The sequence below is a fragment of the Streptomyces sp. NPDC090045 genome, assembly GCF_044747975.1.
Classification (GTDB): Bacteria; Actinomycetota; Actinomycetes; order Streptomycetales; family Streptomycetaceae; genus Streptomyces.
Genome location: NZ_JBIVFA010000010.1, coordinates 29978 through 52803, shown reverse-complemented (window position 1 = coordinate 52803; position 22826 = coordinate 29978). Strand labels below are relative to the sequence as shown.

Genomic DNA, 22826 nt, shown 5'->3' with positions numbered 1-22826 from the left:
ATCTATGAAATTGCAGACTTCTGCAATTTGATGATTCTGTCAGCTGTGTCGTTCGGCGCGGACCTCGACGCCCCCTGGTCGGCGAGACCCGCCCGATGACGGCTGGCCGGAACGCCCGAGTGGTGGGCCGACGGCGCAAAGGACAAGATCGTGAGACGGATTGCCGTATCCCAGATCGCGGAGCACCCGGGGCTGCGTCGGGCCGTGTGTCGTACCGTGTGCGGTCTCGCAAGGGGGCTCGAACGGCAGATCGGCAAGGACCGGACCGGGCGCGCGGACTGGCCGCCGTCGCGGAGGCTGACGGGCACGGGCCGGGTGCCGAGCCGGGCGTGGTGCCGGTGTGGGCTCCGGCGGGCGTTGTGCCTGCTGAGGAGCCCACGACCGGCTGAGTAGGTCTCGGTGCGGTGCGCCGCCGTTAGCGGCCGATCAGCGGGTAGTGGTCGGAGAGGTTGGTGTACGTGTAGGAGGTGCCCCAGCTGGAGACCGTCCAAGGGGCCGACTGCTCCTTGACCACGTTGTTCTCCCAGCCCGCGGGACGGGCGTTGCCCTTGCGGTAGAGGACGTAGTCCAGGTCCTCGCGCGGGTCGGTCGGGTAGCGGTAGTTCGCTATCGAGTTCAGCGCGGTGTCGAAGGAGTACGGGTGGCCCGTGCGGGTGTCGGAGCCCGCCAGGTCGGCGTTGGCGAGCAGGGCGGCGTACTCGGGGGTGCGCGAGTCGACGTTCAGGTCGCCCGCCACGATGACCTGCTCGTTCGCCGGGATGTTCTTCCCGTCCAGGAAGGCGTCGATCGCGCGGAACTGGCGGGCGCGCATGTCGGCCGCCTCGCCCGCGCCGCAGCCCGGGTCGGTGGACTGGGCGTGGGTGCCGACCACGTGCACCTTCGCGCCGTTCACGTTCAGCACCACGTAGGCGAAGCCCTTGTTGGACCACCAGTCGGCGCCGCAGGCGTCCTTGAAGACCACCTGCTCCTTGCGGACGATCGGCCACTTGCTCAGGATCGTGACGCCGCCGTCCTCCGGGGTGGTGGAGGAGTACGCGCCGCCCGTGGCGTCCCAGCCGCTCTTGCTGCGGCCGACGACCGGGGTCTGGTACGGGTACTGCGCGGCCGAGTTGGCCTTCAGCGCGTCCGACGCGCCGTTGTCGAAGGCCTCCTGGAGCACGACGACGTCGTGGCCCTGGTAGAAGGAGGTCTTGGGGATCTCCGCGGCCCGGTGGTCCTGGCCCCAGTTCGGGTAGAGGTTCTTGCTCATCAGGAACACGTTGTACGACAGGACGCTGAGCCGCGGGGCGGCGGCGCCCTCCGCGGCCGTGGCGGCGGGCGCGGAGGTGGCGGCCAGGGCGCCGGCGGCGACCGCCGCTACGGCCGCGGCTGCGGCACGGTGGCGACGGGGGGAGTTCTGCGGCATGGGGGACTCCATCATTCCTGCGGGAAGATCGGCTCCGTCATCCAAGCAGCCACGGTTACCTCTGGGTAACACCCGTGCAGCGACTTTCTGTCCGGGCCGCGACGATCACGCGCCGGGGCCGCCGTCAGTCCTCCGGGGAGGTCCAGGTGAACCCGGCGAGACCGCCCGCGGACTCCTCCCGGCGCTCCCTGCCGCGCCGCCGCAGGACCAGGCGCAGCAGGACGAGGACGGCCCCGGCGGCCGCGCAGACGAGGGCGGACGTCACGGCGACGACCGCGAGCACGGAGGGCAGGAGGGCTTCCAGCCACGCGGAGGGAGACAGGTCCATCGCTGCAGGATGGCGCGCGCACCGGCCCGCCGGAAGGCCTCCGGCCCAGGTCATACTGGGAACCGTAAGAGATCGACTGCTTGGGGGCGCGCATGACCGGGACCGACCGTGGGGCCGCGCGGGTGACACCGGGGCCGTCCGCCGCCCGCACCGATCCCCGGCCGCCTCCGCCCGGCGGGGTGCTCTGGACCATCGCCGGCGACGTCCGGGCCCTGCTGATGCTGCCCGCCGCCTTCACCCTCCAGGTCGCCCACCCCGCGATCGGGGCCGGCGTCGACCAGTACTCCGTCTTCCGCACCGACCCCTGGGGCCGCGGCGAGCGCTCGCTGCGCTCGGTCCAGCTGTGGGTGTACGGCGGGGAGGAGGCCGCCGAAGAGGGCCGCCGGGTCCGCCGCCTGCACAAGGAGATCCAGGGCACCGACACCCGCGGCCGGCGCTACCACTCCCTCGACCCCGCCTGCTACTCCTGGGTGCACGCCACCGGCTTCCCCGTCTACCTGTACGCCGGGCGCTACCTGCTGCGCCGCTTCACCCCCGCCCAGGAGCGGCAGCTCTACCGGGAGTGGCTGATGGTGGGCCGGATCCTCGGCATACACGACCGGGACATGCCGCAGAGCATCGAGGAGTACTGGACCTACTGGGGCCGGATGCTCGCCGAGGAGATCGAGCCCACCAAGGTCGCCCGCGAGCTGGTCGCCACCGACGTGCCGCTGCCCCGGCCCGAGGCCGGTTCCCTCGCCGTACGCCTGCTGCTGCGGCTGACCTGGCCCGTCCTGCGGGCGGCGTTCCTGCACCTGCGGGCCTTCGTCACCGTCGGGTACATGCCGCCCGAGGCGCGGGCCGCGCTCGGGCTGGAGTGGAGCCCGGCCCAGGAGCGCAGGCTCCGCCGGTTCAGCACGGTCCTGCGGCTGCTCGTACCGCTGCTGCCGGAGCGGCTGCGGTACCTGCCGATCGCCTACCGGGCGCGGGCCGCGTGGCATGCGGGAGGCCGGTGACCGACCCGGCGCACGCGGCCCCGCCGGATGCGGGGGCCGCGTGCGGTGCGGGCCGGTGCGGACTCAGTGCCGGTGGCCGGGCCCGGAGCCGTGCTCGGAGCCGTCCTCGGAGCCGTGCGCGGTGTCGTGGATCGTGTTGGTCTCCGCGATCTTCTTCCAGGACTTCGGCTCCGCGGTGGGCTTCGCCGGGGCGGACTGCGCCGGGCCGGACTGCGCCGAGCGGGCCGCCGGCTTCGCGGCCGCCGGGTTCAGGGCCGAGGCCTCCGGCTTGCCCGGAGTGTAGAGCCAGGTCTCGAAGAGCTGCGCGAGGGGCTTCTTCGACACCTTCTCGGCGTACCGGACGAAGTCCCCGACCTTCGCGTTGCCGTAGGCCCGCTCGGTCGGCCAGCCCTTGAGGATCTCGAAGAACTTCTCGTCGCCGATCTCGTTGCGCAGCGCCTGCAGGGCGATGGCGCCGCGGTCGTAGACGGCCCCGTGGAACTGGTTCTCCGGACCCGGGTCACCCGGCTTGACCTGCCAGAACGCGTCCTCGGCCGGGCGCAGCGCGTAGGCCCAGTCGGCCAGCTCCTGCGCGGTGCCCTCGCCCTCCTTCTCCGACCACAGCCACTGGCTGTAGCGGGCGAAGCCCTCGTTGATCCAGATGTCCTTCCAGCCCTCGACGGACACGCTGTCGCCGTACCACTGGTGCGCCAGCTCGTGCACGACCACCGAGACGTTGGCCCCGTTGCGGAACTGCCCCGGGCCGTAGAACGGCCGCGTCTGGGTCTCCAGGGCGAAGCCGGCGGTCACGTTCGGCACGTAGCCGCCCAGCGCGTTGAAGGGGTACGGCCCGAAGACCCCCTCCAGCCATTCGGTGACCTCGCCGGTCCGCTCCACGCTCGCGCGGGCCGCGCCCGCGTTGTCGCCGAGGTCCTTGCTGTACGCGTTGAGGATCGGCAGCCCGCTCGCCGTCTTGTCGGTGGTGATGTCGAACTTGCCGACGGCGAGGGTGGCGAGGTACGTCGCCTGCGGCTTGTTGGACCGCCAGTTGTACCGGGTCCAGCCGAGCCGCGAGGTCTGGGACTGCAGCACGCCGTTGCTGATCGCCTGGGTGCCGTCGGGCACGTTGACCGAGACGTCGAAGGTGGCCTTGTCCAGCGGGTGGTCGTTGCTCGGGAACCACCAGGCCGCCGAGTCGGGCTCCTGCGCCGCGACGCCGCCGTCGGGCGTGCGGTGCCAGGCCGTCCAGCCGTCCACCTTGAACTCGGAGGGCTTCCCGGAGTACTTGACGACGACGGACAGCGGGGTGTTGCGCGCCAGCGGCTTCGCCGGGGTGACCTCCAGCTCGTGGGCGCCGGACGTGGCGAACTTCGCCTTGGCGCCGTTGACCCGGATCTCGCTGACCTGGAGGCCGAAGTCCAGGTTGAAGCGGGACAGGTCCTGCTTGGTGGTGGCGAGGAGGGTGGCGGTGCCTTCGAGCAGGTCCGTCTTCGGCTGGTACTGCAGGCGCAGGTCGTAGTGGGACACGTCGTATCCGCCGTTGCCGCTGGCCGGGTAGTAGGGGTCGCCGATACCCGGGGCACCCGGACCGGCACTCGCCGCCGACGCCGGGATCACCAGCAGAAGGGAAGCGGCGAGCACGCTCGGGGCGATGACTTTGCGGTGCACGAATGACTCCAAGTGGTAGGGGAGGCAGGTCCGTTCCAGGTCTTGTCGCTCGACCGTATTCACCCGTGATCACTCACGTCATGTCCATGGCCCCTGCTGTCACACGATCGCCATTCGGCCGTCACGGTACGGCGTACGGTCCGGGGCGCGCGCCGGGTGCGCCGCGCGCCGGGTGCACCCCGCCGAGGGCCCTGCGCCATCCGGCCGGGGCCCGTGACCTGCGGCGCAGCCGTCGGCCCACCGGCCGGACGGCGCCCGTGCGGCCCATGCCGCGGCGTCGGGGAGCGGCGCTGCGACGAGCCGCGTGCGGTCCTGCGGATCGTCCGGATCGGCCGGATCGGGCCTGAGGAACCGGACCTGACGAGCCGGCGGAAGCCCTCCGCCTTCGCGGGCGGGGCTCAGTCGTCGAGGAGGCGCCAGGTGGTGAGGGCGAGGGTGGCCCGCAGGAGGGCGGCGGGCTCGGTGAGGTCGAGGCCCAGGGTCTTCCCGATCTGGTCGATCCGGCGGGCGACGCTGCTGTGGTGCAGGTGGAGGAGGTCGGCGGCCCGGCGCAGGGAGCCGGTGGCGCAGTAGGCGTCCAGCGTCGCCAGGTCCTCCGGGTGGGCGGCCACGCGGGCGACCGCGGCCACGTCACCGTTCTCGCGCGCGGCGACCCGCGGTATGTCGGCCAGCAACGCCAGCGCACCCAGGTCGTCGTGGCGGACGACGGGTTCGCGCGGGGTGGTGAACCGCAGGGCGGTGCGGGCCTGCCGCCAGGAGCGGTCGGGGCTTCCGGCGGCGCCGATGCCCGCCCGTACGTCCGCCGGGAACCGGGCCGCGTCGACGGCGGTGGCCAGGATGACGCCCACGTCGGCGACCGACGCCGCCTTCACCGGGCGGGCCGGGCACACCAGGGCGCCGATCCGGTCGAGCGGCAGCCGCGACCGTACGGCGACGGCGCGGACGGGCGCTCCGGCGGCGAAGCCCAGCAGCCGCAGCGCCCGGGCCCGGGCCGCCTCGTCGCCGTCGGAGCTGATCGCCAGTTCGACGAGCGCGGGGTCGGCCATGGTGGTCGGGGCGGGGCCGTACCGTTCGACGACCGCCGCGGCGGCGAGGGCGAGCCGGTCCAGGAGCACGTCGTCGAGCGGGTTCGGCGGGCCGGGGCGCTCCAGCCACACCGTGCCGATCTCCTCCTCGTCCAGGGTGATCGGCGCCGTGGACGACGCGGCGGGCGGCGGGTCGGACACCCGTCCGCCGTCGGGCGCGACCCGGACCACCCGCCCCGTGCCGTGCAGCCGGAAGCCGGCCACGCATTCGGCCAGGCCCGCCGATGCCCGGGCGAGCGCCGGGAGGTCCACGCGCCGGCGCATCAGCGTGTCGTAGAACGCGACGACGCGGATCGCACCCTCGGCGTACGAATCGAGTCCCGACAGCCGTACGGCCAGTGCCTCCATGGCGCAAGGATAGGCACCGGCCGGTGCGCCGATCGGCGCACGATCGGGGCGCGATGCGCGACGGACGGCGGACGACCCGGCCCGGCGGGGACCGTGAGGATGGGCGTCATGGATCCCGAACTCGAAGCATTCATCCCCTTGCTGGCCCCGATCGACCTGAGCGACCCGGTCAGCGCACGCAAGCACTTCGCCGAGCGCGCCGCCGCGGTGCCGGCGCCGGACACCTCGCGCATGGAGGTCGAGGACCGCACGGTGTCCGCCGACCCGGACGTGCCGGTGCGGATCTACCGCCCGCACGGGGCGCAAGGAGCCGTGGTCTGGCTGCACGGCGGCGGCGGGGTCTTCGGCGACCTGGACACCGAGCACCCCTGGGCCGCCCGGATCGCGGACCTCTCCGGGACGGTGGTGATCTCGGTGGGTTACCGCCTGGCGCCCGAGCACCCGTTCCCCGCCGCCCTGGACGACGCCTACGCCGTACTGAACTGGACGGCCGGGCACGCGGACGAACTCGGCATCGACCCGGCGCGGATCGCCGTCGGCGGACACAGCGCCGGTGCGAACCTCGCCGCCGCGACCGCGCTGCGGGCCCGTGACGAGCAGGGGCCCGCGATCCGCTTCCAACTGCTCAACCAGGCGGGACTGGACGACCGTCAGGAGACCTGGTCGGCGCGGAACTTCACCGACACGCCCTGGTTCAACCGCGACCAGGTCGCCGCGGCCTGGCGGCACTACCTGGGCTCCCGGCCCGCCACCCCGTACGCCGCCCCGGCGCGGGCCGCCGACCTGTCCGGGCTGCCCCCCGCCTACATCGCCGCGGCGGAGTTCGACCCGAACCGCGACGAGGACATCGACTACGCGCGGCGCCTGCTGCAGGCGGGCGTGTCCGTCGAACTGCACCAGTGGCCCGGCACCTTCCACGGGTCCCAGGCGATCGTGTCCGCCGAGATCTCGCAGCGGCAGAACGCCGAACTCGCCGGAGCACTGCGCCGCGCCCTCGCCGCATGAGCCGTGGACACCGATTCACCGATCACGAAAGGACGGACGTGTTGAAGATCCGACTGGCGGTGTGCGCAAGCGTGGCCGCGCTGAGTGTCTGTGCGGGAACGGCGTCGGCAGCTCCCGCGAGCCCGTCGACCGCCTCCGCTCCCGCCGAGCTGAAATCCGCCCTGGACGGTGTCCACCGCGCGGGAATCCCGGGGGTGTACGCCGAAGTGCGCGATGCCGGCCGGACATGGCGCGGGGCCTCCGGGGTCGCCGATGTCGGGACCGGACGCCCCGTCAGGCCCGACATGCGCCAGCGCGTCGGCAGCATCACCAAGACCTTCACCGCCGCCGCGGTCATGCAGCAGGTCGAACAGGGCCGCATCCGGCTCGACGCGCCGATCGGCGACCATCTGCCGCAGCTGGTACCGGGGGAGCGCGGCAGGAAGATCACGGTCCGGATGCTCCTCGATCACACCAGCGGCCTGCCCGACTACATCCCCTACGCCTTCCCCTCCCTGCAGGAGATGTCGCCCAAGAGCCTGGACGACAACCGGTCCAGGCGGTTCCGCCCGGCCGAGCTGATCGGGATGGGGGTCGGCGCGCCTCCCGCGAGCGAGCCCGGAGCCACACCGGGGGTGTACTCCAACACCAACTACCTGCTCCTCGGCCAACTCCTGGAGCAGGTCACCGGCACCCCGGCCGAGGAGTACATCACCCGGAACGTCATCGAGCGCGCCGGGCTCCGGCACACCGGGTTCCCGACCGGGCCGCGCATCGAGGGACCGCACGCGCGGATGTACGAGGCCCTGTGGGGCCTGATCGACCCGCCGCGCGACTACAGCGTCTACGACACGTCCTGGACGGGCACGGGGGCGGCCCTCGTATCGACCATGGAGGACCTCAACCGCTTCTACGCCAGGCTGCTCGACGGGAAGATCGTCAACCGGTCGTCGCTGGCACAGATGCAGCGCACGGTCCCGGTCGTCGCCCTGGACGGATCGACGATCGATTACGGCCTCGGTCTGCACAAGGTCGTCGTCGAGGGGTGCGGCACCTTCTGGGGCCACGACGGCACGGTCTGGGGGGCCGGAACGATGTCCCTGTCCCGGGCCGACGGCAAGCGCCAGATGTCCGTCGCCGTCAATCTCCAGAGGTGGAACGAGCCGGACTCCTCGGGCAACCCGCGGCACCACCCCATCGACGACGCGCTAAGGGCCCTGTACGGGCAGGCGATGTGCGGTGACGCGGAGGCCCACCCCCGGCCGGCCGGGGGTACGGGGAAGGTGTCCACGGGGTGAGACGCGCACCACGGGCCGCGACCCTACCGGACGTACCAAACAGTCGGTAGCCTGCGGCGCATGACGTCTCTCCTGCTTGCCGCCCGTCGCTGCTGGCACGCCGCGATCAACCCGCTGCACGCCGCCGTCTACTTCTCGCCGGAGATCGCCAAGGAATTCGCGGGCCTCGGGATCACCGATCCCGTGGCCGTGAACCTCGCCCACCGCTCGGCCGCGATGGGCGCCGTCGGGGCCGGCACGGTCACCGCCACCTTCTACAACTACCGCCACGACCTCGTCGCCCGGCACCTGCCCGCGGTCTGGGACACCACCACCCCCGAGGAGGCACTCGCCGCCCGGCTGCGGGCCGCCGACGGCTCCCTGCGCCGGCTCCTCGGCGCCGAGACCGTGGCCTCGCCCGAGCTCGCCGAAGCCGCCGACCTGGCGATGCGGGCCACCGAGGGCTGCACCCGGCACGCCCGCACCCTGTACGCGGCCCACGCGGACCTCCCCGTACCCGAGGAGCCGCACCTGCGCCTGTGGCACGCCACCACCCTGCTGCGCGAGCACCGCGGCGACGGCCACCTCGCCGCCCTGCTCCTGGCGGACCTCGACCCGGTCGAGGCACTGGTCAGCCACACCGCCACCGGCAAGGGCATGACCCCGAAGTGGCTCAAGGGCATGCGCGGCTGGGTGCAGGCCGACCTGGACGCCGCGGCCGACCGGCTGCGCGAGCGCGGCGTGCTCGACGCGGGCGGCGAGCTGACCGAGCAGGGCGCCGCCCTGCGCGAACAGCTGGAGAGCGACACCGACCGCCTCGACGCCGGCCCCTACCGGCACCTCGGCGAGGCCGGCCTGGCCCGCCTCACCGAGCTCGGCGGCGCCCTCGTGGTCAAGGCCGTGACCGCCGGGGCCTTCCCCGCGGACCTCATGGGCAAGGGCTGACGGACAGGGCTCCCGCCGTCCGTCACCGCCACCTGCCACAATTGGCAGCCTTCCAGTGCAAACGAAGGCAGGCGGGACCCGATCGTGACGATGTCCATCGAAGGCAGGATCGCCGAGGAGCTCGGCGTACGGGAGCGGCAGGTCAAGGCCGCCGTCGAGCTGCTCGACGGCGGCTCCACCGTGCCGTTCATCGCGCGCTACCGCAAGGAAGCGACCGAGATGCTCGACGACGCCCAGCTGCGCACCCTCGAGGAGCGGCTGCGGTATCTGCGCGAGCTCGAGGACCGGCGCGCGGCGATCCTGGACTCCGTACGGGAGCAGGGCAAGCTCGACGCCGAGCTGGAGGCCCGGATCAACGCGGCCGACACCAAGGCCCGGCTGGAGGACATCTACCTCCCCTTCAAGCCCAAGCGGCGCACCAAGGCGCAGATCGCCCGCGAGGCCGGGCTGGAGCCGCTCGCGGACGGCCTGCTGGCCGACCCGTCGGTGGAACCGGCCGCCGCGGCAGCCGCGTTCGTCGACGCGGACAAGGGCGTCGCCGACCCGGCGGCCGCCCTCGAAGGCGCCCGCGCCATCCTCACCGAGCGCTTCGGCGAGGACGCCGACCTGATCGGTGAACTGCGCGAGCGCATGTGGGGCCGCGGCCGGCTCGCCGCGAAGGTCCGCGAGGGCAAGGAGGAGGCGGGCGCCAAGTTCGCCGACTACTTCGACTTCGCCGAGCCGTTCACCGCGCTGCCCTCGCACCGCGTGCTCGCCATGCTGCGCGGCGAGAAGGAGGACGTCCTCGACCTCAACCTGGAGCCGGAGAACCTCGAAGACACGGCGGTGCCCGGTCCGTCCACGTACGAGGGCATGATCGCCCGCCGCTTCGGGGTGAACGACCGGGGCCGGCCGGGCGACAAGTGGCTGGGCGACACGGTCCGCTGGGCCTGGCGTACGAAGATCCAGGTGCACCTCGGCATCGACCTGCGGATGCGCCTGCGCCAGGCCGCCGAGGACGAGGCCGTACGGGTCTTCGCGTCCAACCTGCGCGACCTGCTGCTCGCGGCCCCCGCCGGCACCCGGGCCACGCTCGGCCTGGACCCGGGCTTCCGCACCGGCGTGAAGGTCGCCGTCGTGGACGCCACCGGCAAGGTCGTGGCCACGGACGTGATCTACCCGCACGTGCCCGCCAACAAGTGGGACGAGTCCCTCGCCAAGCTGGCCCGCCTCGCGAAGGAGCACGCGGTCGAGCTGGTCGCCATCGGCAACGGCACGGCCTCCCGCGAGACCGACAAGCTCGCCGGGGACCTCATCACGCGCCACCCCGAGCTGGGGCTCACCAAGGTGATGGTCTCGGAGGCCGGCGCCTCCGTGTACTCGGCCTCGGCCTTCGCCTCTCAGGAACTCCCCGGCATGGACGTGTCGCTGCGCGGCGCCGTCTCCATCGCCCGCCGCCTGCAGGACCCGCTCGCCGAGCTGGTCAAGATCGACCCGAAGTCGATCGGCGTCGGCCAGTACCAGCACGACCTGTCCGAGGTGAAGCTCTCGCGCTCCCTCGACGCGGTGGTCGAGGACTGTGTGAACGGCGTCGGCGTGGACGTCAACACCGCCTCCGCGCCCCTGCTTTCGCGCGTGTCGGGCATCAGCGGAGGCCTCGCCGAGAACATCGTGGCCCACCGCGACGCCAACGGCCCCTTCCGCAACCGCAAGGGGCTCAAGGACGTGGCCCGCCTCGGCCCGAAGGCGTACGAGCAGTGCGCGGGCTTCCTGCGGATCCGCGGCGGGGACGACCCGCTGGACTCCTCCGCCGTGCACCCCGAGGCGTACCCGGTGGTCCGGGCGATGGGGAAGACGGCCGGCGGCGAGGTCGCGGCCCTGGTCGGCAACACGGCCGTCCTGCGGTCCCTGCGCCCCGAGCAGTTCGTCACCGAGGCCTTCGGGCTGCCCACGGTCACCGACATCCTGCGCGAGCTGGAGAAGCCGGGCCGCGACCCGCGTCCCGCCTTCAAGACGGCCACCTTCAAGGAGGGCGTGGAGAAGATCGGCGACCTGGCCCCCGGGATGATCCTGGAGGGCGTGGTCACCAACGTGGCCGCCTTCGGCGCCTTCATCGACATCGGCGTCCACCAGGACGGCCTGGCGCACGTCTCGGCGCTGTCGAAGAACTTCGTCAAGGACCCGCGGGACGTGGTCAAGCCGGGCGACATCGTCCGCGTGAAGGTCATGGACGTGGACATCCCGCGCAAGCGGATCTCGCTGACCCTGCGCCTGGAGGACGAGGCCGGCGCGGAGCGCGGCGCGGGCGCCCCCAGGCAGCGCGAGGACCGGCGGGGCGGCGGCTCCGGCGGCGGCCGTCCCCCGCAGCAGCGGGGCGGTGGCGGCGGCGCCCGCGAGGGCGGCCGGCAGCAGGGCGAGCGTGGCCAGGGCGGCCAGGGCGGCCAGCGCCAGGGCGGTCAGGGCCAGGGCGGTCAGGGCCGGCGCCAGGGCGGCGGCGGTGCCCCCGCCCCCGCGAACAGCGCGATGGCCGACGCGCTGCGCCGCGCGGGCCTCACGGCCCCCGAGGAGCGCCGCAAGCGGTAGGCGCCGTCAAGGGCGGCTTGCAGCCACCCGGCGCGTCAGGGTCTTCGTGCGCAGTGGCCGAATCGGTTCCCCACCTGGGGACTTGCCTTGCCAACTCGCGTACAAGATCTGTAGGCATGGTGGAACGCCCGTTCGTCATCCGGCGGACGGGCTTCCGTGTTCCCCCCTCAGGACCCGCATTCCCCGAGGCCGCCTTGAAGGCACAGGACGTCATGCCCATGCCCGTACACGCCTACCGACGCTGCCCCGGAAAGGGTCCGAAGAGGGATCACATGCCCCACCGGCAACTCAGCCTTCGCAAGAGGTGCGAGAACATTCTCGGCCATCTGGATCTGACCCGCCCCTTCTCCCTCGACGCGCTGTGCAACCGGATAGCCGAGCAGCGCGGCCGCCCCATCCGCCTCCACCCGCTCCCCAAGGAGGCGGCGGAGTCCGGGGTGTGCGGACTGTGGGTGGGCACGGCCAGCGTCGACTACGTCTTCTACGAGGCGCAGACCACCCCGCTGCACCGGGAGCACATCGTCCTCCACGAGCTCGGCCACATCCTCTTCGGACACCACTCGCTGGAGGGCGAGGAGACCGACGGCAACGCCCCCACCGTGCTCGGGCGCACCAACTACACCACCCGCCAGGAGCAGGAGGCGGAGATGCTCGCGAGCATGATCCGCATCCGCACGGCGAACGCCGGCCCGCGCCCCGCGGACCGGGCCCGGGGCACCCTGGCCCGGCTGGAGTCGGCCATGGGCTACGAGTGGGGCAACGATGGCAGCTGACCTCACCGCCTTCGGCAACTGGCTCGCCGTTCCCAGCGTGGTGTGCCTGTGGGCCGCCGTCCTGCTCCGCGCCCCCGGAGCCCTGCGCTCGCCCCAGCAGCGCGGCCTGTGGCTGGCCGTCGCCACCGCCGCCGCCGCGATGTCCCTGAACCTTCCGGACGTGGTCGCCTACGCGATGGACCGCGGCGCCGGCTACGCCCACACCATCGGCCTCGTCCGCAACCTCATCGGAGTGCTGTCGGCGGGCGCCGTGCTCTACTTCGTCGCCGCCACCACGCGCGGCCGCCGCCTCCAACTCGCCTCCTGGATCGCCACGGTGGCGTGGCTGGGCGCCCTCCTGGCCCTGGACGCGGCCGCACCCGGACACGGCACCCACACCATGCCGCCGGTCGGCGACCCGGTGCCCTCCCTCGCGTACTGGCTGGTGCTGATCTCCGCCCACGTCATCGCCAACACCGTCTGCGTGTCCCTGTGCTGGCGCTACAGCCGGCGCACCGAGAGCCGGGGCCTTGCCGCCGGACTGCGCCTGTTCGGCCTCGGCACCGCCCTCGCCGGGCTGTTCTGGCTGGCATACCTGCTCAAGGCCCTGTTCGGCAGCACCTGGGCGATGCCCGCGCTCCCGCTGCTGATGAACCTGCACGGCCTGCTGCGCGCCGCCGCGATCCTCGTGCCCACCCTCTTCACCCTCCGCCGCACCGCCGCCGACACCGCCACCGCCTGGCGGCTGTGGCCGCTCTGGCGCGACCTGGTCGAGGCCGTCCCGCACGTGGCCCTCAACAAGCCGCGCGCCGGCCGGGTGGTGGAGCTGCTGTGGCCGCCGGTCCCGCGCAACCTGCTGGTGTACCGCAAGGTCATCGAGACGCGCGACGCGATCCTGATCCTGGGGGAGTACGCGGCCCCGGGCGCCCTGGAGCGGGCCCGTGGCCAGGCCGCCGGACAGGGGGTCCCCGAACAGCGGCGCACCGCGGCCGCGCTGGCCCGCGTACTGCAGGAGGCGCGGCAGGCGAAGCTCGACGGACGGCCCGGGCAGCCGGGCGAGGCCGCCGCGCTGGAGCTCCCCGCCTCGATCCACACCTCGCAGGAGGGCGGGGACCTGGCGGACGAGGCCCGGTTCCTCGTCGACGTCGCCCAGGCGTACGCCGCGCCCGCCGGCAGCACGTCCGCCGGCACCACGTCCGCCCGCACCAGGAAGTGAAACCGTCTTGACGACCGCAGGAACCACCGTACTGATCACCGGGGCGAGCGCCGGACTGGGCGCGGCCTTCGCCCGCGGCTTCGCGGCCAAGGGCTGCGACCTCGTCCTCGTCGCCCGCGACAAGGCGCGGCTCGAAGACGTCGCCCGGCAGCTGGGCCGCGAGTACGGCACCGTGTGCGAGGTGCTGCCCGCCGACCTGCTCGATCCGGGGGACTGCGCGGTGGTCGCCGAGCGGCTCGCCGACCGGTCCAGGCCCGTGGACATGCTGGTCAACAACGCGGGCTTCGGGCTGCCCGCGCCCTTCCCGTACAGCCCGGTCGAGGACGAGGAGCGGATGCTCGACCTGCTCGTGAAGGTCCCGCTGCGGCTCACCCACGCCGTCCTGCCGGGCCTGCGCGAGCGCCGCCGCGGCGCGGTCCTCAACGTCTCCTCGGTGGCGGGGCTCCTGCCGACCGGCACGTACGGCGCCGCCAAGGCCTGGATCACCGCGTTCAGCGAGTCGCTCCGGGTGGACATGGAACCGTACGGGGTCCGGGTGCTGGCGGTGGTCCCCGGCTTCACCCGCACCGAGTTCCAGGAGCGCGCCGGGATGGACGTCAGCGCGCTGCGCGACGCGGTCTGGCTGGAACCGGAGGCCGTGGTCGCCCAGGCGCTGAAGGACCTGGCCCTGCGCCGCCCGGTCAGCATCACCGGCCGCCGCTACCGGGCGTACGCCCTGGCGGCCCGGCACCTCCCGCGCGCCTTCGTGGCCCGGAAGATGGCCCGCAAGCGCCGGCCACCGGTGGAGCGGACCGCATGATCCCGTCCGTGGACCGGGCCCGCGAGGCCCTGCGGTCCGGTCTGCCGCCCGCCGAGGCGTACGCCGTACTCGCGGTCGGCGCCGACTTCCGGCAGACCGCCCTCGTGGTGTGCGACGCGCTCGGCATCCCGCGCGCGGACGTGGAGGACCGGCTGCGGGGCACCGAGGAACTGTGGAGCGACTTCGCCCCCGGCGAAGAGGAACTCCTCGGGGAACTCCTCGACCTCGCCGCGGTGTTCGACGTCGATGTGACGCTGGACGAGCCGGGCGAGCACATCCGCGGCCTGATGCAGCGGGCCACGGACGCGCTGGGCGGCATCGCCAGCGGGGTCGCCTTCGGCATCGGCCGCAAACTGGACACCGGCCGCCTGCCCGCGGCGTACGCCGTACTCGTCGGCCTGCCGGTCCACGAGGGCGGCGACCCCGTCCGCTACCGGGCGGAGCTGATCGCGGCCGGCGAACTGCTCGCCGCCTGGCTGCCGCCCGAGGACGAGGCCGCCGCCGCTCTGGTCCGCGAGGCCCGCGAACGCTGCGCCCTGCGGGGCACCACGGGGGACGGCCGTCCGGCCCAAGACACGCCCTAGAGCTCGGTGACCTTGCCGTCCTCGACGCGGAGGCGGCGGGTCACCGAGACCGCGTCGAGCATGCGGCGGTCGTGGGTGACCAGGAGCAGGGTGCCCTCGTAGGCGTCCAGGGCGGACTCCAGCTGCTCGATCGCCGGGAGGTCGAGGTGGTTGGTGGGCTCGTCCAGGACCAGCAGGTTCACCCCGCGGCCCTGGAGCAGCGCCAGCGCGGCGCGGGTGCGCTCGCCGGGGGAGAGGGTGGCCGCCGGGCGCAGCACGTGGGCCGCCTTGAGGCTGAATTTGGCCAGCAGGGTGCGCACTTCGGCCGGCTCGGTCTCCGGGACTGCCGCGCAGAAGGCCTCCAGCAGGGGCTCGTCCCCGAGGAACAGGCCGCGGGCCTGGTCGACCTCGCCGACCAGGACGCCGGAGCCGAGGGTGGCGGAGCCCGAGTCCGGGGTCAGCCGGCCCAGCAGGACCGCGAGGAGGGTGGACTTGCCGGCGCCGTTGGCCCCGGTGATCGCCACCCGGTCCGCCCAGTCGATCTGCAGGCTGGCCGGGCCGAAGGCGAAGTCGCCGCGCTTGACGGCCGCTTCGCGCAAGGTGGCCACGACCGAGCCGGAGCGCGGGGCCGCCGCGATCTCCATGCGCAGCTCCCACTCCTTGCGCGGCTCGTCCACGACCTCCAGCCGCTCGATCGCGCGCTGCGTCTGGCGGGCCTTGGCGGCCTGCTTCTCGCTGGACTCGCCCCGCAGGTTCTTGCCGATCTTGTCGTTGTCGGAGGCCTTGCGGCGGGCGTTGCGCACGCCCTTGTCCATCCAGTTGCGCTGCATCTGGGCCCGGCCCTCCAGGGCCGACTTCTTGCCCGCGTACTCCTCGAACTCCTCGCGCGCGTGGTCGCGGGCACGCTCGCGCTCCTCCAGGTACGCGTCGTAGCCGCCGCCGTAGAGGTTGATCTGCTGCTGGGCCAGGTCGAGTTCGAGGACCTTGGTGACGGTCCGCGTCAGGAACTCTCGGTCGTGGCTGATGACGACCGTGCCCGCGCGCAGCCCCTTCACGAACCGCTCCAGCCGCTCCAGACCGTCCAGGTCCAGGTCGTTGGTGGGCTCGTCCAGGAGGAACACGTCGTAGCGCGACAGCAGCAGCGAGGCGAGGCCCGCGCGGGCCGCCTGACCGCCCGAGAGCGCCGTCATGGGCAGGTCCAGGCCCACCATGAGGCCGAGCTCGGCCGCGACCTCCTCGGCCCGCTCGTCGAGATCGGCGCCGCCGAGGTCCAGCCACCTGTCCAGCGCGGTCGCGTACGCGTCGTCCGCGCCCGGCGTCCCGTCCACCAGCCCCTGCGTCGCCGCGTCGAGCTCCGCCTGCGCGGCGGCCACGCCCGTACGCCGGGCCAGGAAGCCCCGGACCGACTCGGACGGCCGGCGCTCCGGCTCCTGCGGGAGGTGGCCCACGGCGGCGGTCGGCGGGGAGAGCCGCAGCTCCCCGGTCTCGGGGGTGTCCAGCCCGGCGAGCAGGCGCAGCAGGGTGGACTTTCCGGCGCCGTTCACGCCGACGAGGCCGATGACGTCACCGGGGGCGACGACGAGGTCGAGATCGGCGAAGAGCGTGCGCTCACCGTGCGCGGCGGTGAGCTTCTTGGCGACGAGGGTTGCAGTCATGATGTGCCGATCCTATCCGGGCGGGCGGACCTCCCCCGGATGGCCGAATAGGTGGGAAGCACGTCATTGCGGCCATCGGGGCCCGCGTCACACCATGGGGTCATGTCGTCGCGAAACGTGCTCGTCGTCCTCTACGACGGGGTGCAGAGCCTGGACGTGACCGGACCCGTGGAGGTGTTCGCCGCCGTGGCCCGGTTCCCGGGGCTGCCCGCCTACACGATCGCCACGGTGTCGCCGGGAGGAGCGCCGGTCCGTACCAGCAGCGGGCTGACGCTGGTGCCGGACGCGGACCTGGAGAGCGCCCGGCCGGGCGCCGGGACCACCCTGCTGGTGCCCGGGGGCCGGTACACGGGGGACTTCGAGCCGCGGCTCACCGACTGGCTGCGCGCCCACGGGGGTGGGGCGGAGCGGCTGGTGTCCGTGTGCACGGGCGGACTGCTGCTGGCCGAGGCCGGTCTGCTGGACGGGCGGCGGGCGACGACGCACTGGTACGTGTGCGAGCAGATGGCGCGCGACTACCCGGCCGTGGAAGTGGAGCCCGACCCCATCTACGTGCGGGACGGACCGGTGGCCACCTCGGCCGGGGTCACGGCCGGGATCGACCTCGCGCTCGCGCTGGTGGAGGAGGACCACGGGAAGGACACCGCACTGACCATCGCCCGGCATCTGGTGGTGTTCCTGCACAGGCCGGGCAACCAGGCACAGTTCAGCGCGCAGCTGGCGGCCCAGACGGCCCGGCGGGAGCCGCTGCGGGACGTACAGCAGTGGATCACCGAACACCCGGACGGCGACCTCAGCGTCGAGGCGCTCGCCGCACGGGCCCGCCTCTCCCCGCGCCACTTCGCCCGGGCCTTCCAGACGGAGACGGGGGTGACCCCGGGGCGGTACGTGGAGCGGGTGCGGGTGGAGCACGCCCGGCGACTGCTGGAGGAGGGCTCCTCGGGCATCGCCCAGGTCGCCCGCGCCTGCGGGTACGGCACGCCGGAGGCGCTGCGCCGGGCCTTCGTGAAGACGCTGGGCCAGCCCCCTACGGAATACCGCCGCCGCTTCGGCCCGCCCCGGGCCCGCTAGACCGATTCGACAGCCGAGAACGCACCACACACCGACAGCTCACACCGACAGCTCCGGAGGAGCCATGCAGATCGCCGTACTGCTCTACGACCGCTTCACCGCCCTCGACGCCATCGGGCCCTTCGACACGCTCGGGCGGCTGCCGGACGCCGAGGTCGTGTTCGTGTCCGAGCGGCCCGGGCCCGTGCGGACGGACAACGGGTCGCTCGCGCTCGTCGCCGACAAGGCGCTCGGCGAGGTGACCCGGCCCGACATCGTCATCGTGCCCGGCGGGCCGCACCCGGAGGTGGAGATGAAGAACCCCGCCGTCATGGAGTGGCTGCGGGCCGTCGACGCCACCAGCACGTGGACCACGTCCGTCTGCACCGGATCGCTGCTGCTCGCCGCGGCCGGCCTGCTCGACGGGAGGCGGGCCGCCGGCCACTGGCTGTACCTCGACCAGCTGCCGCAGTTCGGGGCCGAGCCCACCGGGGAGCGGGTGGTCTTCGACGGGAAGTACGTCACCGCGGCCGGGGTGTCCTCCGGGATCGACATGGGCCTCACCCTGCTCGGCAGGATCGCGGGGGACGAGATCGCCCAGACCGTCCAGCTGATGACCGAGTACGACCCCCAGCCGCCCTACGACGCCGGGTCGCCGGAGAAGGCGCCCGCCGAGCTCGTCGCCCGGCTGCGGGCGCACAGCCCGCTGGCGTAGGCCGGGGCGGCACCTGCGCGGGACGCGGCGTCACCGCCTCACGGCGTCCAGGTGAAGCGGGGCGCCCGGCGCTCCAGGAACGCGGCGACGCCCTCCTCGGCGTCGCCGCTCACCGCCGCCTGGGCGTCCCAGTGCCCGTCCCGGTCCGTCCGGCCGTCCGCGAACTCCTTGGCCGCCGCCTGCGTCAGCTGCGAGCGCGAGGCCAGGATCCGGGTGAACTCGGCGACCCGCTTGTCCAGCTGCCCGGCCGGCAGCAGCTCGTTCAGGAACCCGGCGCGCAGCGCCTGGTCCGCGCCGATCAACTCCGCAGAGAAGAGGAGGTACTTGGCCCAGGCCGGGCCGACCAGGGAGGCCAGCCTCCGGGTGGAGGAGGCCGGGTAGACGATGCCCAGCTTCGCCGGGGTCACCCCGAAGGACGCGCCCTCCTCCGCGAAGCGCAGGTCACAGGCGGCCGCCAGCTGGCTCCCGCCGCCCACGCAGAACCCGCGGATGGCCGCCAGCGTCGGCTTGGGGAAGGCGGCCAGGGCCTCCTCCGCCGTCACGGCGAGGGCCCTCGGGTCCTCGTCCCCGGTCAGCGAGGAGATGTCGGCGCCCGCGCAGAAGGTCGGTCCGGCCCCGGTCAGGACGAGCGCCCGTACCTCCGGGTCGCCCGCCAGGCCCGTCAGCAGCTCCGGGAGCGCCCGCCACATCGAGGCGGTCATGGCGTTGCGCTTGGCGGGGTGCGAGACGACGACGGTGGCGACCCCGTCGGCGACCGTGTGCAGGAGGGTGGCGTCGAGGTCTGCGTCCATGCGCCGGATGCTATCCCGGGCGGCCAAACCTATGATCAGGGGAGGCGGTCCGAGGGTGCGAGGAGGTGGCGCGTCCATGGGCACAGACCGTGCAGACCGTACCGACGCCGAAGCCGGGGGCCGGGAACCGCAGCGGGAGAAGAAGAAGCTCAGCCGCAGTTACGGCCTGCTGGCACTGCTCGGTGTGATCCTCGTGCTGGCCGGCCTGGTGGGCCTCGTCTACACCGGCCTGGCGACGCTCACCTCGATGTTCCTCTTCGGCTGGCTGCTGCTGATCGGCGGCGTGGTGGGCCTGCTGCAGGCCGTCCAGTCGCGCAAGAGCAACTACTTCTGGCTCGCCGTCGTCGTCGCCGCGATCAATCTCGCGGCGGGCTTCGTGATCCTGCGCCGTCCCGAGGCGAGCGCCGAGGCGCTGACCATGTTCGCCGCGCTGCTCTTCCTGACCGGCGGACTGTTCCGGCTGGTCGGAGCACTGGTGGTGCGGGGAGCGCACTTCGGGCTCGCGCTCGTCCAGGGCGCCTTCGGGGTCCTGCTGGGGATCCTGATCCTCTCCGGCTGGCCCGGCAACAGTCTGTACGTGATCGGAACCTTCTTCTCCCTCGCCCTCCTGTTCGACGGCCTGAGCCTCATCGTCCTGGGCATGGGGGCCCGGCGCATCCTGGGCTTGGTCAGCGAAGACGAGGAGCCGGGGGAGGCGGCCGCGGCGGACGGGGCCCGCGAGTCGGCCGCGAAGCGCCCGACAGAAGATCAGGAACAGTCGAACAACTGACTCTGTCATACGCCAGTGGTCAGAATGTGTCCGATTGACGCTGACTTCTGGTCAGCAGTCCGGTCCGGACCAGCCCGTTCCCCACTCTTGACGCGTGGAGACGATCGAGCGTGAAGACGGGGGACGGAAGATGGATGTCAGCGGGAGCGTCCCGCCAGCCAAGGAGGGGGAGCCGGAGGCTCCGGCCGACCCCCTCGCGTACGAGGGCGTGTGGAGGTTCACGGCGCCCGCGGTAGAAGAATCCGTTCCGCAGGCCCGCCGGGCGGTCCGGGACCTGCTCGGGCGCCAAGGGGTGCCGGCCCCTCAGGACCTCGTGTACTCCCTGCTCCTGATCGTCTCCGAACTGGTGACGAACTCGGTCCGGCACGCCGCCCTCCTCTCGCCGGAGGTCGCGGTCGAGGTCGCGATCGGCCGGGAGTGGGTACGGGTGGCGGTCGAGGACAACCACCCGTACCGGCCCAAGGCGCTGGAGGCCGACTTCGGCCAGACCGGCGGCCGGGGCCTGCTCCTCGTACGGGAGGTCACGCGCGAGGCCGGCGGGGTCTGCGACGTCGAGCACACCTCGACCGGCGGCAAGGTCATCTGGGCGGCCCTGCCGCTCACCCCCACCACCCCGCCGTCCGCCGGCTGAGCGGCGGACGGCGGGACGGCGTACGGCTACCAGCCGGCCGCGTCGCCGGTCAGCTCGCGGATCGCGGGCCGCGCCGCGTCCAGCACGGTCATGAACCAGGCCGAGAACGGCACTTCGGCATGCCGCTTGGCCAGCTCCTCGGCGGTGACGAAGGCGGTGTCCTCGACCTCCTCCGGATCGGCCCGCACGACCGCCTGCGCGAGTCCCACGAACAGGTGATTGAACTCCTGCTCCACCAGGCCCGAAGCGGGGTCCGGGTGGTTGTAGCGCACCGTCCCCGCCTGCGCGAGCAGCGAGGGCGACAGCCCCAGCTCCTCGTGGGTCCGCCGGGCCGCGGCCGCGAACGGCGACTCCCCGGGATAGGGGTGACCGCAACAGGTGTTCGACCAGACGCCGGGGGAGTGGTACTTCCCGAGGGCCCGCTGCTGGAGCAGCAGACGACCCTGCTCGTCGAAGAGGAACACCGAGAACGCCCGGTGCAACTGCCCGGGCGCCTGGTGGGCGGAGAGCTTCTCCGCCGTGCCGATGGTGTTGCCGGACTCGTCGACCAGTTCGAGCATGATCGGTTCTTGAGTACCGGTGCCGTTGGACGCGCTGTTCGCGGCGGTGGCTGGTGTGGTCGGCATACCCATCCTTCGCTTCGGACTTCGGCCTTCAGTCTGCCGTACAAAAGAGGCTTGTCCCCACTTCGGAGATCCGCGCATGTCCGCCCCCCGTCCCGTGCTAGGCGACGAGGGGCGGATCACATCACGTACGACATCACGTGATGTCGCGCAGGCGTCAGATCCCGAACGGCGCCGGGTACCCGATCGTTCCCGTCGGCACCGGAACGGAATCATCCAGCACCAGCGCCATCATCGCCTCGTCCGGGACCTCGAAGGGCGCCCGGATTCCGAAGTGCGACGCCGGCACGAAACCGAAGCGCGGGTAGTACTCCGGGTGCCCGAGCACGAGGACCAGCGACTCCCCGCGCTCCGCGGCCGCCGCCAGCAGGGCCCGGACGACCGAGCTGCCGGCGCCCGAGCGCTGCAGCGCGGGATCGGCCGCCACCGGGGCCAGGGCCAGCGCCGGAGCGCCGTCGACCTCGCACCGGGTCAGCAGGGCGTGAGCCGCCACCGAGCCGTCCGGGGCCTCGGCCACGTACGACAGCCCGGGCAGCCAGGCCGCGTCCCCGCGCAGCGCGTCCACGAGGTCCGCCTCCAGCGGGGTCTCGAACGCCGCGAGGTTGACCTCCCGTACGGCGGCCACATCGGCCGCGGTCTCCGGGCGGGCGGGCCAGGCGCCGCCGTCCCCGGCCGTCACCGGGCGCAGGACGTAGCCCGTGTACCCGTACTCCTGCCCGTGCCGGGCCCGTACGTCGAGCTCCTCGCGGGTCGCGGCCAGGGCCGCGGCCATGGCGGGGGCGGCGGCGCCGGAAAGGGTGCGGACCCGCTCGGCGAGCGGTTCGTAGTACTCGGCCCAGTCGGAATCGGGCAGGTGGTGCACGCCGAGCACCTGGTACCCGGCGGCCTGGGCGGCCGCGAGGTTGCCGGCGGTGGTGCGCAGCGCGCAGTGCGGGTCCCAGAAGGCGCGGGCGCCCGCGGACGGCTCGGGCACCGTCCACTGGCACTCGGTCAGGACGAGGGTGCCGCCCGGGGCGAGCAGCCGCTTCCACCGCGCGAGCGCGGCGTCGAAGCCGAGGATGTAGGCGGAGCCCTCCGCCCAGACGAGGTCGAAGGAACCGTCCGCGAAGTCCTCGCCCGTGAGCGCGCCCATGTCCGCCTCGACGGTACGGACGCGGCCGGCGAGCCCCCGGGCCGCGGCGGCCGTGCGGAGCTCTTCGAGGAAGGGGGCGTGCCGGTCGACGGCGGTCACCTCGGCGCCCCCGCCCGCCTCGGCGGCGAGCAGCAGGGCGCTGCGGCCGGGACCGCAGCCCAGGTCGAGGACGCGCGGCCGCTCGGGCAGCGGTCCGCACAGGGACAGCAGCCGGCGGGTGCTCGCGTCGGAGCCCGGGGCCTGCCGGGGCAGGCCGTGGTGCAGGGCGAAGAAGGCCTCGGTGAAGGCGTCGTCGGTGAAGGTGTTGGTGTCGGTCAACGTGAACCCTTGGAACGGGGGCTCCGGCCGACGAGGCCCAGCGGTGTGATCAGGCCCGGCCGGATGCCCGGAGGAAACGGGAAGTGGGGATGCACCGGAGTTCGCTGCGCATGGCCGCGACCACTACGACGGTCATCAACCCACCTCTTTCCACTCGACACGTTCAGGGGCGTGTCCACCGTAACATCCGGGCCGTTTGTGGTACCGCGCCGTGATCACCGATGATGATCGCGACC

At 73.2% G+C, this 22826-nt stretch carries 21 protein-coding genes; 13 read left to right on the top strand and 8 right to left on the bottom strand.

The genetic code is table 11. The features are described 5' to 3' along the window. Positions 1-415: 415 nt before the first annotated feature. Complete coding sequence (gene sph / locus ACIPYQ_RS25220; RefSeq protein ID WP_401255171.1) at positions 416-1405, bottom strand: sphingomyelin phosphodiesterase; 990 nt, start codon at positions 1403-1405, stop codon at positions 416-418. A 124-nt stretch (positions 1406-1529) separates the two neighbouring features. Further along, positions 1530-1733, bottom strand: coding sequence for a hypothetical protein (locus ACIPYQ_RS25215; protein WP_401255168.1), 204 nt, complete (start codon positions 1731-1733; stop codon positions 1530-1532). A gap of 92 nt (positions 1734-1825) precedes the next feature. On the opposite strand from ACIPYQ_RS25215, the gene ACIPYQ_RS25210 reads away from it, so the two are divergent. After that, positions 1826-2728 (top strand): oxygenase MpaB family protein, encoded by a 903-nt coding sequence (locus ACIPYQ_RS25210; protein WP_361751875.1) that lies wholly within the window; start codon positions 1826-1828, stop codon positions 2726-2728. Between the two features lie 63 nt (positions 2729-2791). Here the strand turns inward: ACIPYQ_RS25210 and ACIPYQ_RS25205 are convergent, their stop codons facing one another. Next, the gene (locus tag ACIPYQ_RS25205; protein WP_401255165.1) at positions 2792-4375 is read right to left on the bottom strand and encodes a M1 family metallopeptidase; all 1584 of its coding nucleotides are present in this window, start codon (positions 4373-4375) and stop codon (positions 2792-2794) included. A 398-nt stretch (positions 4376-4773) separates the two neighbouring features. Then, positions 4774-5808, bottom strand: coding sequence for a helix-turn-helix domain-containing protein (locus ACIPYQ_RS25200; RefSeq protein ID WP_401255163.1), 1035 nt, complete (start codon positions 5806-5808; stop codon positions 4774-4776). A 108-nt stretch (positions 5809-5916) separates the two neighbouring features. On the opposite strand from ACIPYQ_RS25200, the gene ACIPYQ_RS25195 reads away from it, so the two are divergent. The 8 genes from ACIPYQ_RS25195 (at position 5917) to ACIPYQ_RS25160 (ending at position 14927) form a co-directional block, all read left to right on the top strand. After that, on the top strand, positions 5917-6813 hold the full coding sequence (locus tag ACIPYQ_RS25195) for an alpha/beta hydrolase (RefSeq protein ID WP_401255161.1): 897 nt from the start codon (positions 5917-5919) through the stop codon (positions 6811-6813). Between the two features lie 149 nt (positions 6814-6962). Continuing rightward, positions 6963-8090, top strand: a complete 1128-nt coding sequence (locus ACIPYQ_RS25190) for a serine hydrolase domain-containing protein (RefSeq protein ID WP_401255765.1) — start codon at positions 6963-6965, stop codon at positions 8088-8090. A gap of 60 nt (positions 8091-8150) precedes the next feature. Continuing rightward, positions 8151-9014 carry an SCO6745 family protein gene (locus ACIPYQ_RS25185; RefSeq protein WP_362236091.1) on the top strand — a complete coding sequence of 288 codons (864 nt, stop codon included), beginning with the start codon at positions 8151-8153 and terminating at the stop codon, positions 9012-9014. 84 nt (positions 9015-9098) lie between these two features. Then, positions 9099-11576, top strand: a complete 2478-nt coding sequence (locus ACIPYQ_RS25180; protein WP_401255157.1) for a Tex family protein — start codon at positions 9099-9101, stop codon at positions 11574-11576. 272 nt (positions 11577-11848) lie between these two features. Further along, on the top strand, positions 11849-12349 hold the full coding sequence (locus tag ACIPYQ_RS25175) for a hypothetical protein (protein WP_401255154.1): 501 nt from the start codon (positions 11849-11851) through the stop codon (positions 12347-12349). Further along, complete coding sequence (locus ACIPYQ_RS25170) at positions 12339-13544, top strand: MAB_1171c family putative transporter (RefSeq protein ID WP_401255152.1); 1206 nt, start codon at positions 12339-12341, stop codon at positions 13542-13544. Before ACIPYQ_RS25175 ends, ACIPYQ_RS25170 begins: the two co-directional genes overlap by 11 nt. A gap of 7 nt (positions 13545-13551) precedes the next feature. Further along, positions 13552-14343: an SDR family NAD(P)-dependent oxidoreductase gene (locus ACIPYQ_RS25165; protein ID WP_401255149.1), complete on the top strand. Its 792-nt coding sequence runs from the start codon at positions 13552-13554 to the stop codon at positions 14341-14343. After that, the gene (locus tag ACIPYQ_RS25160; protein WP_401255146.1) at positions 14340-14927 is read left to right on the top strand and encodes a hypothetical protein; all 588 of its coding nucleotides are present in this window, start codon (positions 14340-14342) and stop codon (positions 14925-14927) included. The genes ACIPYQ_RS25165 and ACIPYQ_RS25160 overlap by 4 nt, the downstream gene beginning before the upstream one ends. Here the strand turns inward: ACIPYQ_RS25160 and ACIPYQ_RS25155 are convergent. After that, entirely contained in the window at positions 14924-16561 is a 1638-nt protein-coding gene (locus tag ACIPYQ_RS25155) for an ABC-F family ATP-binding cassette domain-containing protein (RefSeq protein WP_401255144.1), read from the bottom strand. The genes ACIPYQ_RS25160 and ACIPYQ_RS25155 overlap by 4 nt on opposite strands. A 102-nt stretch (positions 16562-16663) precedes the next feature. Here ACIPYQ_RS25155 and ACIPYQ_RS25150 point away from each other — a divergent pair, with 102 nt between their 5' ends. Next, positions 16664-17632, top strand: coding sequence for a GlxA family transcriptional regulator (locus ACIPYQ_RS25150; RefSeq protein WP_401255141.1), 969 nt, complete (start codon positions 16664-16666; stop codon positions 17630-17632). 64 nt (positions 17633-17696) lie between these two features. Then, entirely contained in the window at positions 17697-18326 is a 630-nt protein-coding gene (locus tag ACIPYQ_RS25145) for a DJ-1/PfpI family protein (protein ID WP_401255138.1), read from the top strand. 38 nt (positions 18327-18364) lie between these two features. Here ACIPYQ_RS25145 and ACIPYQ_RS25140 read toward each other — a convergent pair whose 3' ends face one another. Then, positions 18365-19117, bottom strand: a complete 753-nt coding sequence (locus ACIPYQ_RS25140; protein WP_362234419.1) for an enoyl-CoA hydratase-related protein — start codon at positions 19115-19117, stop codon at positions 18365-18367. A gap of 76 nt (positions 19118-19193) precedes the next feature. On the opposite strand from ACIPYQ_RS25140, the gene ACIPYQ_RS25135 reads away from it, so the two are divergent. After that, the gene (locus ACIPYQ_RS25135; RefSeq protein WP_401255135.1) at positions 19194-19886 is read left to right on the top strand and encodes an HdeD family acid-resistance protein; all 693 of its coding nucleotides are present in this window, start codon (positions 19194-19196) and stop codon (positions 19884-19886) included. A 130-nt stretch (positions 19887-20016) separates the two neighbouring features. Beyond that, positions 20017-20517 (top strand): ATP-binding protein, encoded by a 501-nt coding sequence (locus ACIPYQ_RS25130; protein ID WP_401255763.1) that lies wholly within the window; start codon positions 20017-20019, stop codon positions 20515-20517. 26 nt (positions 20518-20543) lie between these two features. On the opposite strand, the gene idi is transcribed toward ACIPYQ_RS25130, so the two are convergent. Further along, positions 20544-21143 carry an isopentenyl-diphosphate Delta-isomerase gene (gene idi / locus ACIPYQ_RS25125; RefSeq protein WP_401255132.1) on the bottom strand — a complete coding sequence of 200 codons (600 nt, stop codon included), beginning with the start codon at positions 21141-21143 and terminating at the stop codon, positions 20544-20546. Positions 21144-21297: 154 nt separating this feature from the next. Then, positions 21298-22590: a GNAT family N-acetyltransferase gene (locus ACIPYQ_RS25120; protein ID WP_401255129.1), complete on the bottom strand. Its 1293-nt coding sequence runs from the start codon at positions 22588-22590 to the stop codon at positions 21298-21300. Positions 22591-22826: the final 236 nt, after the last annotated feature.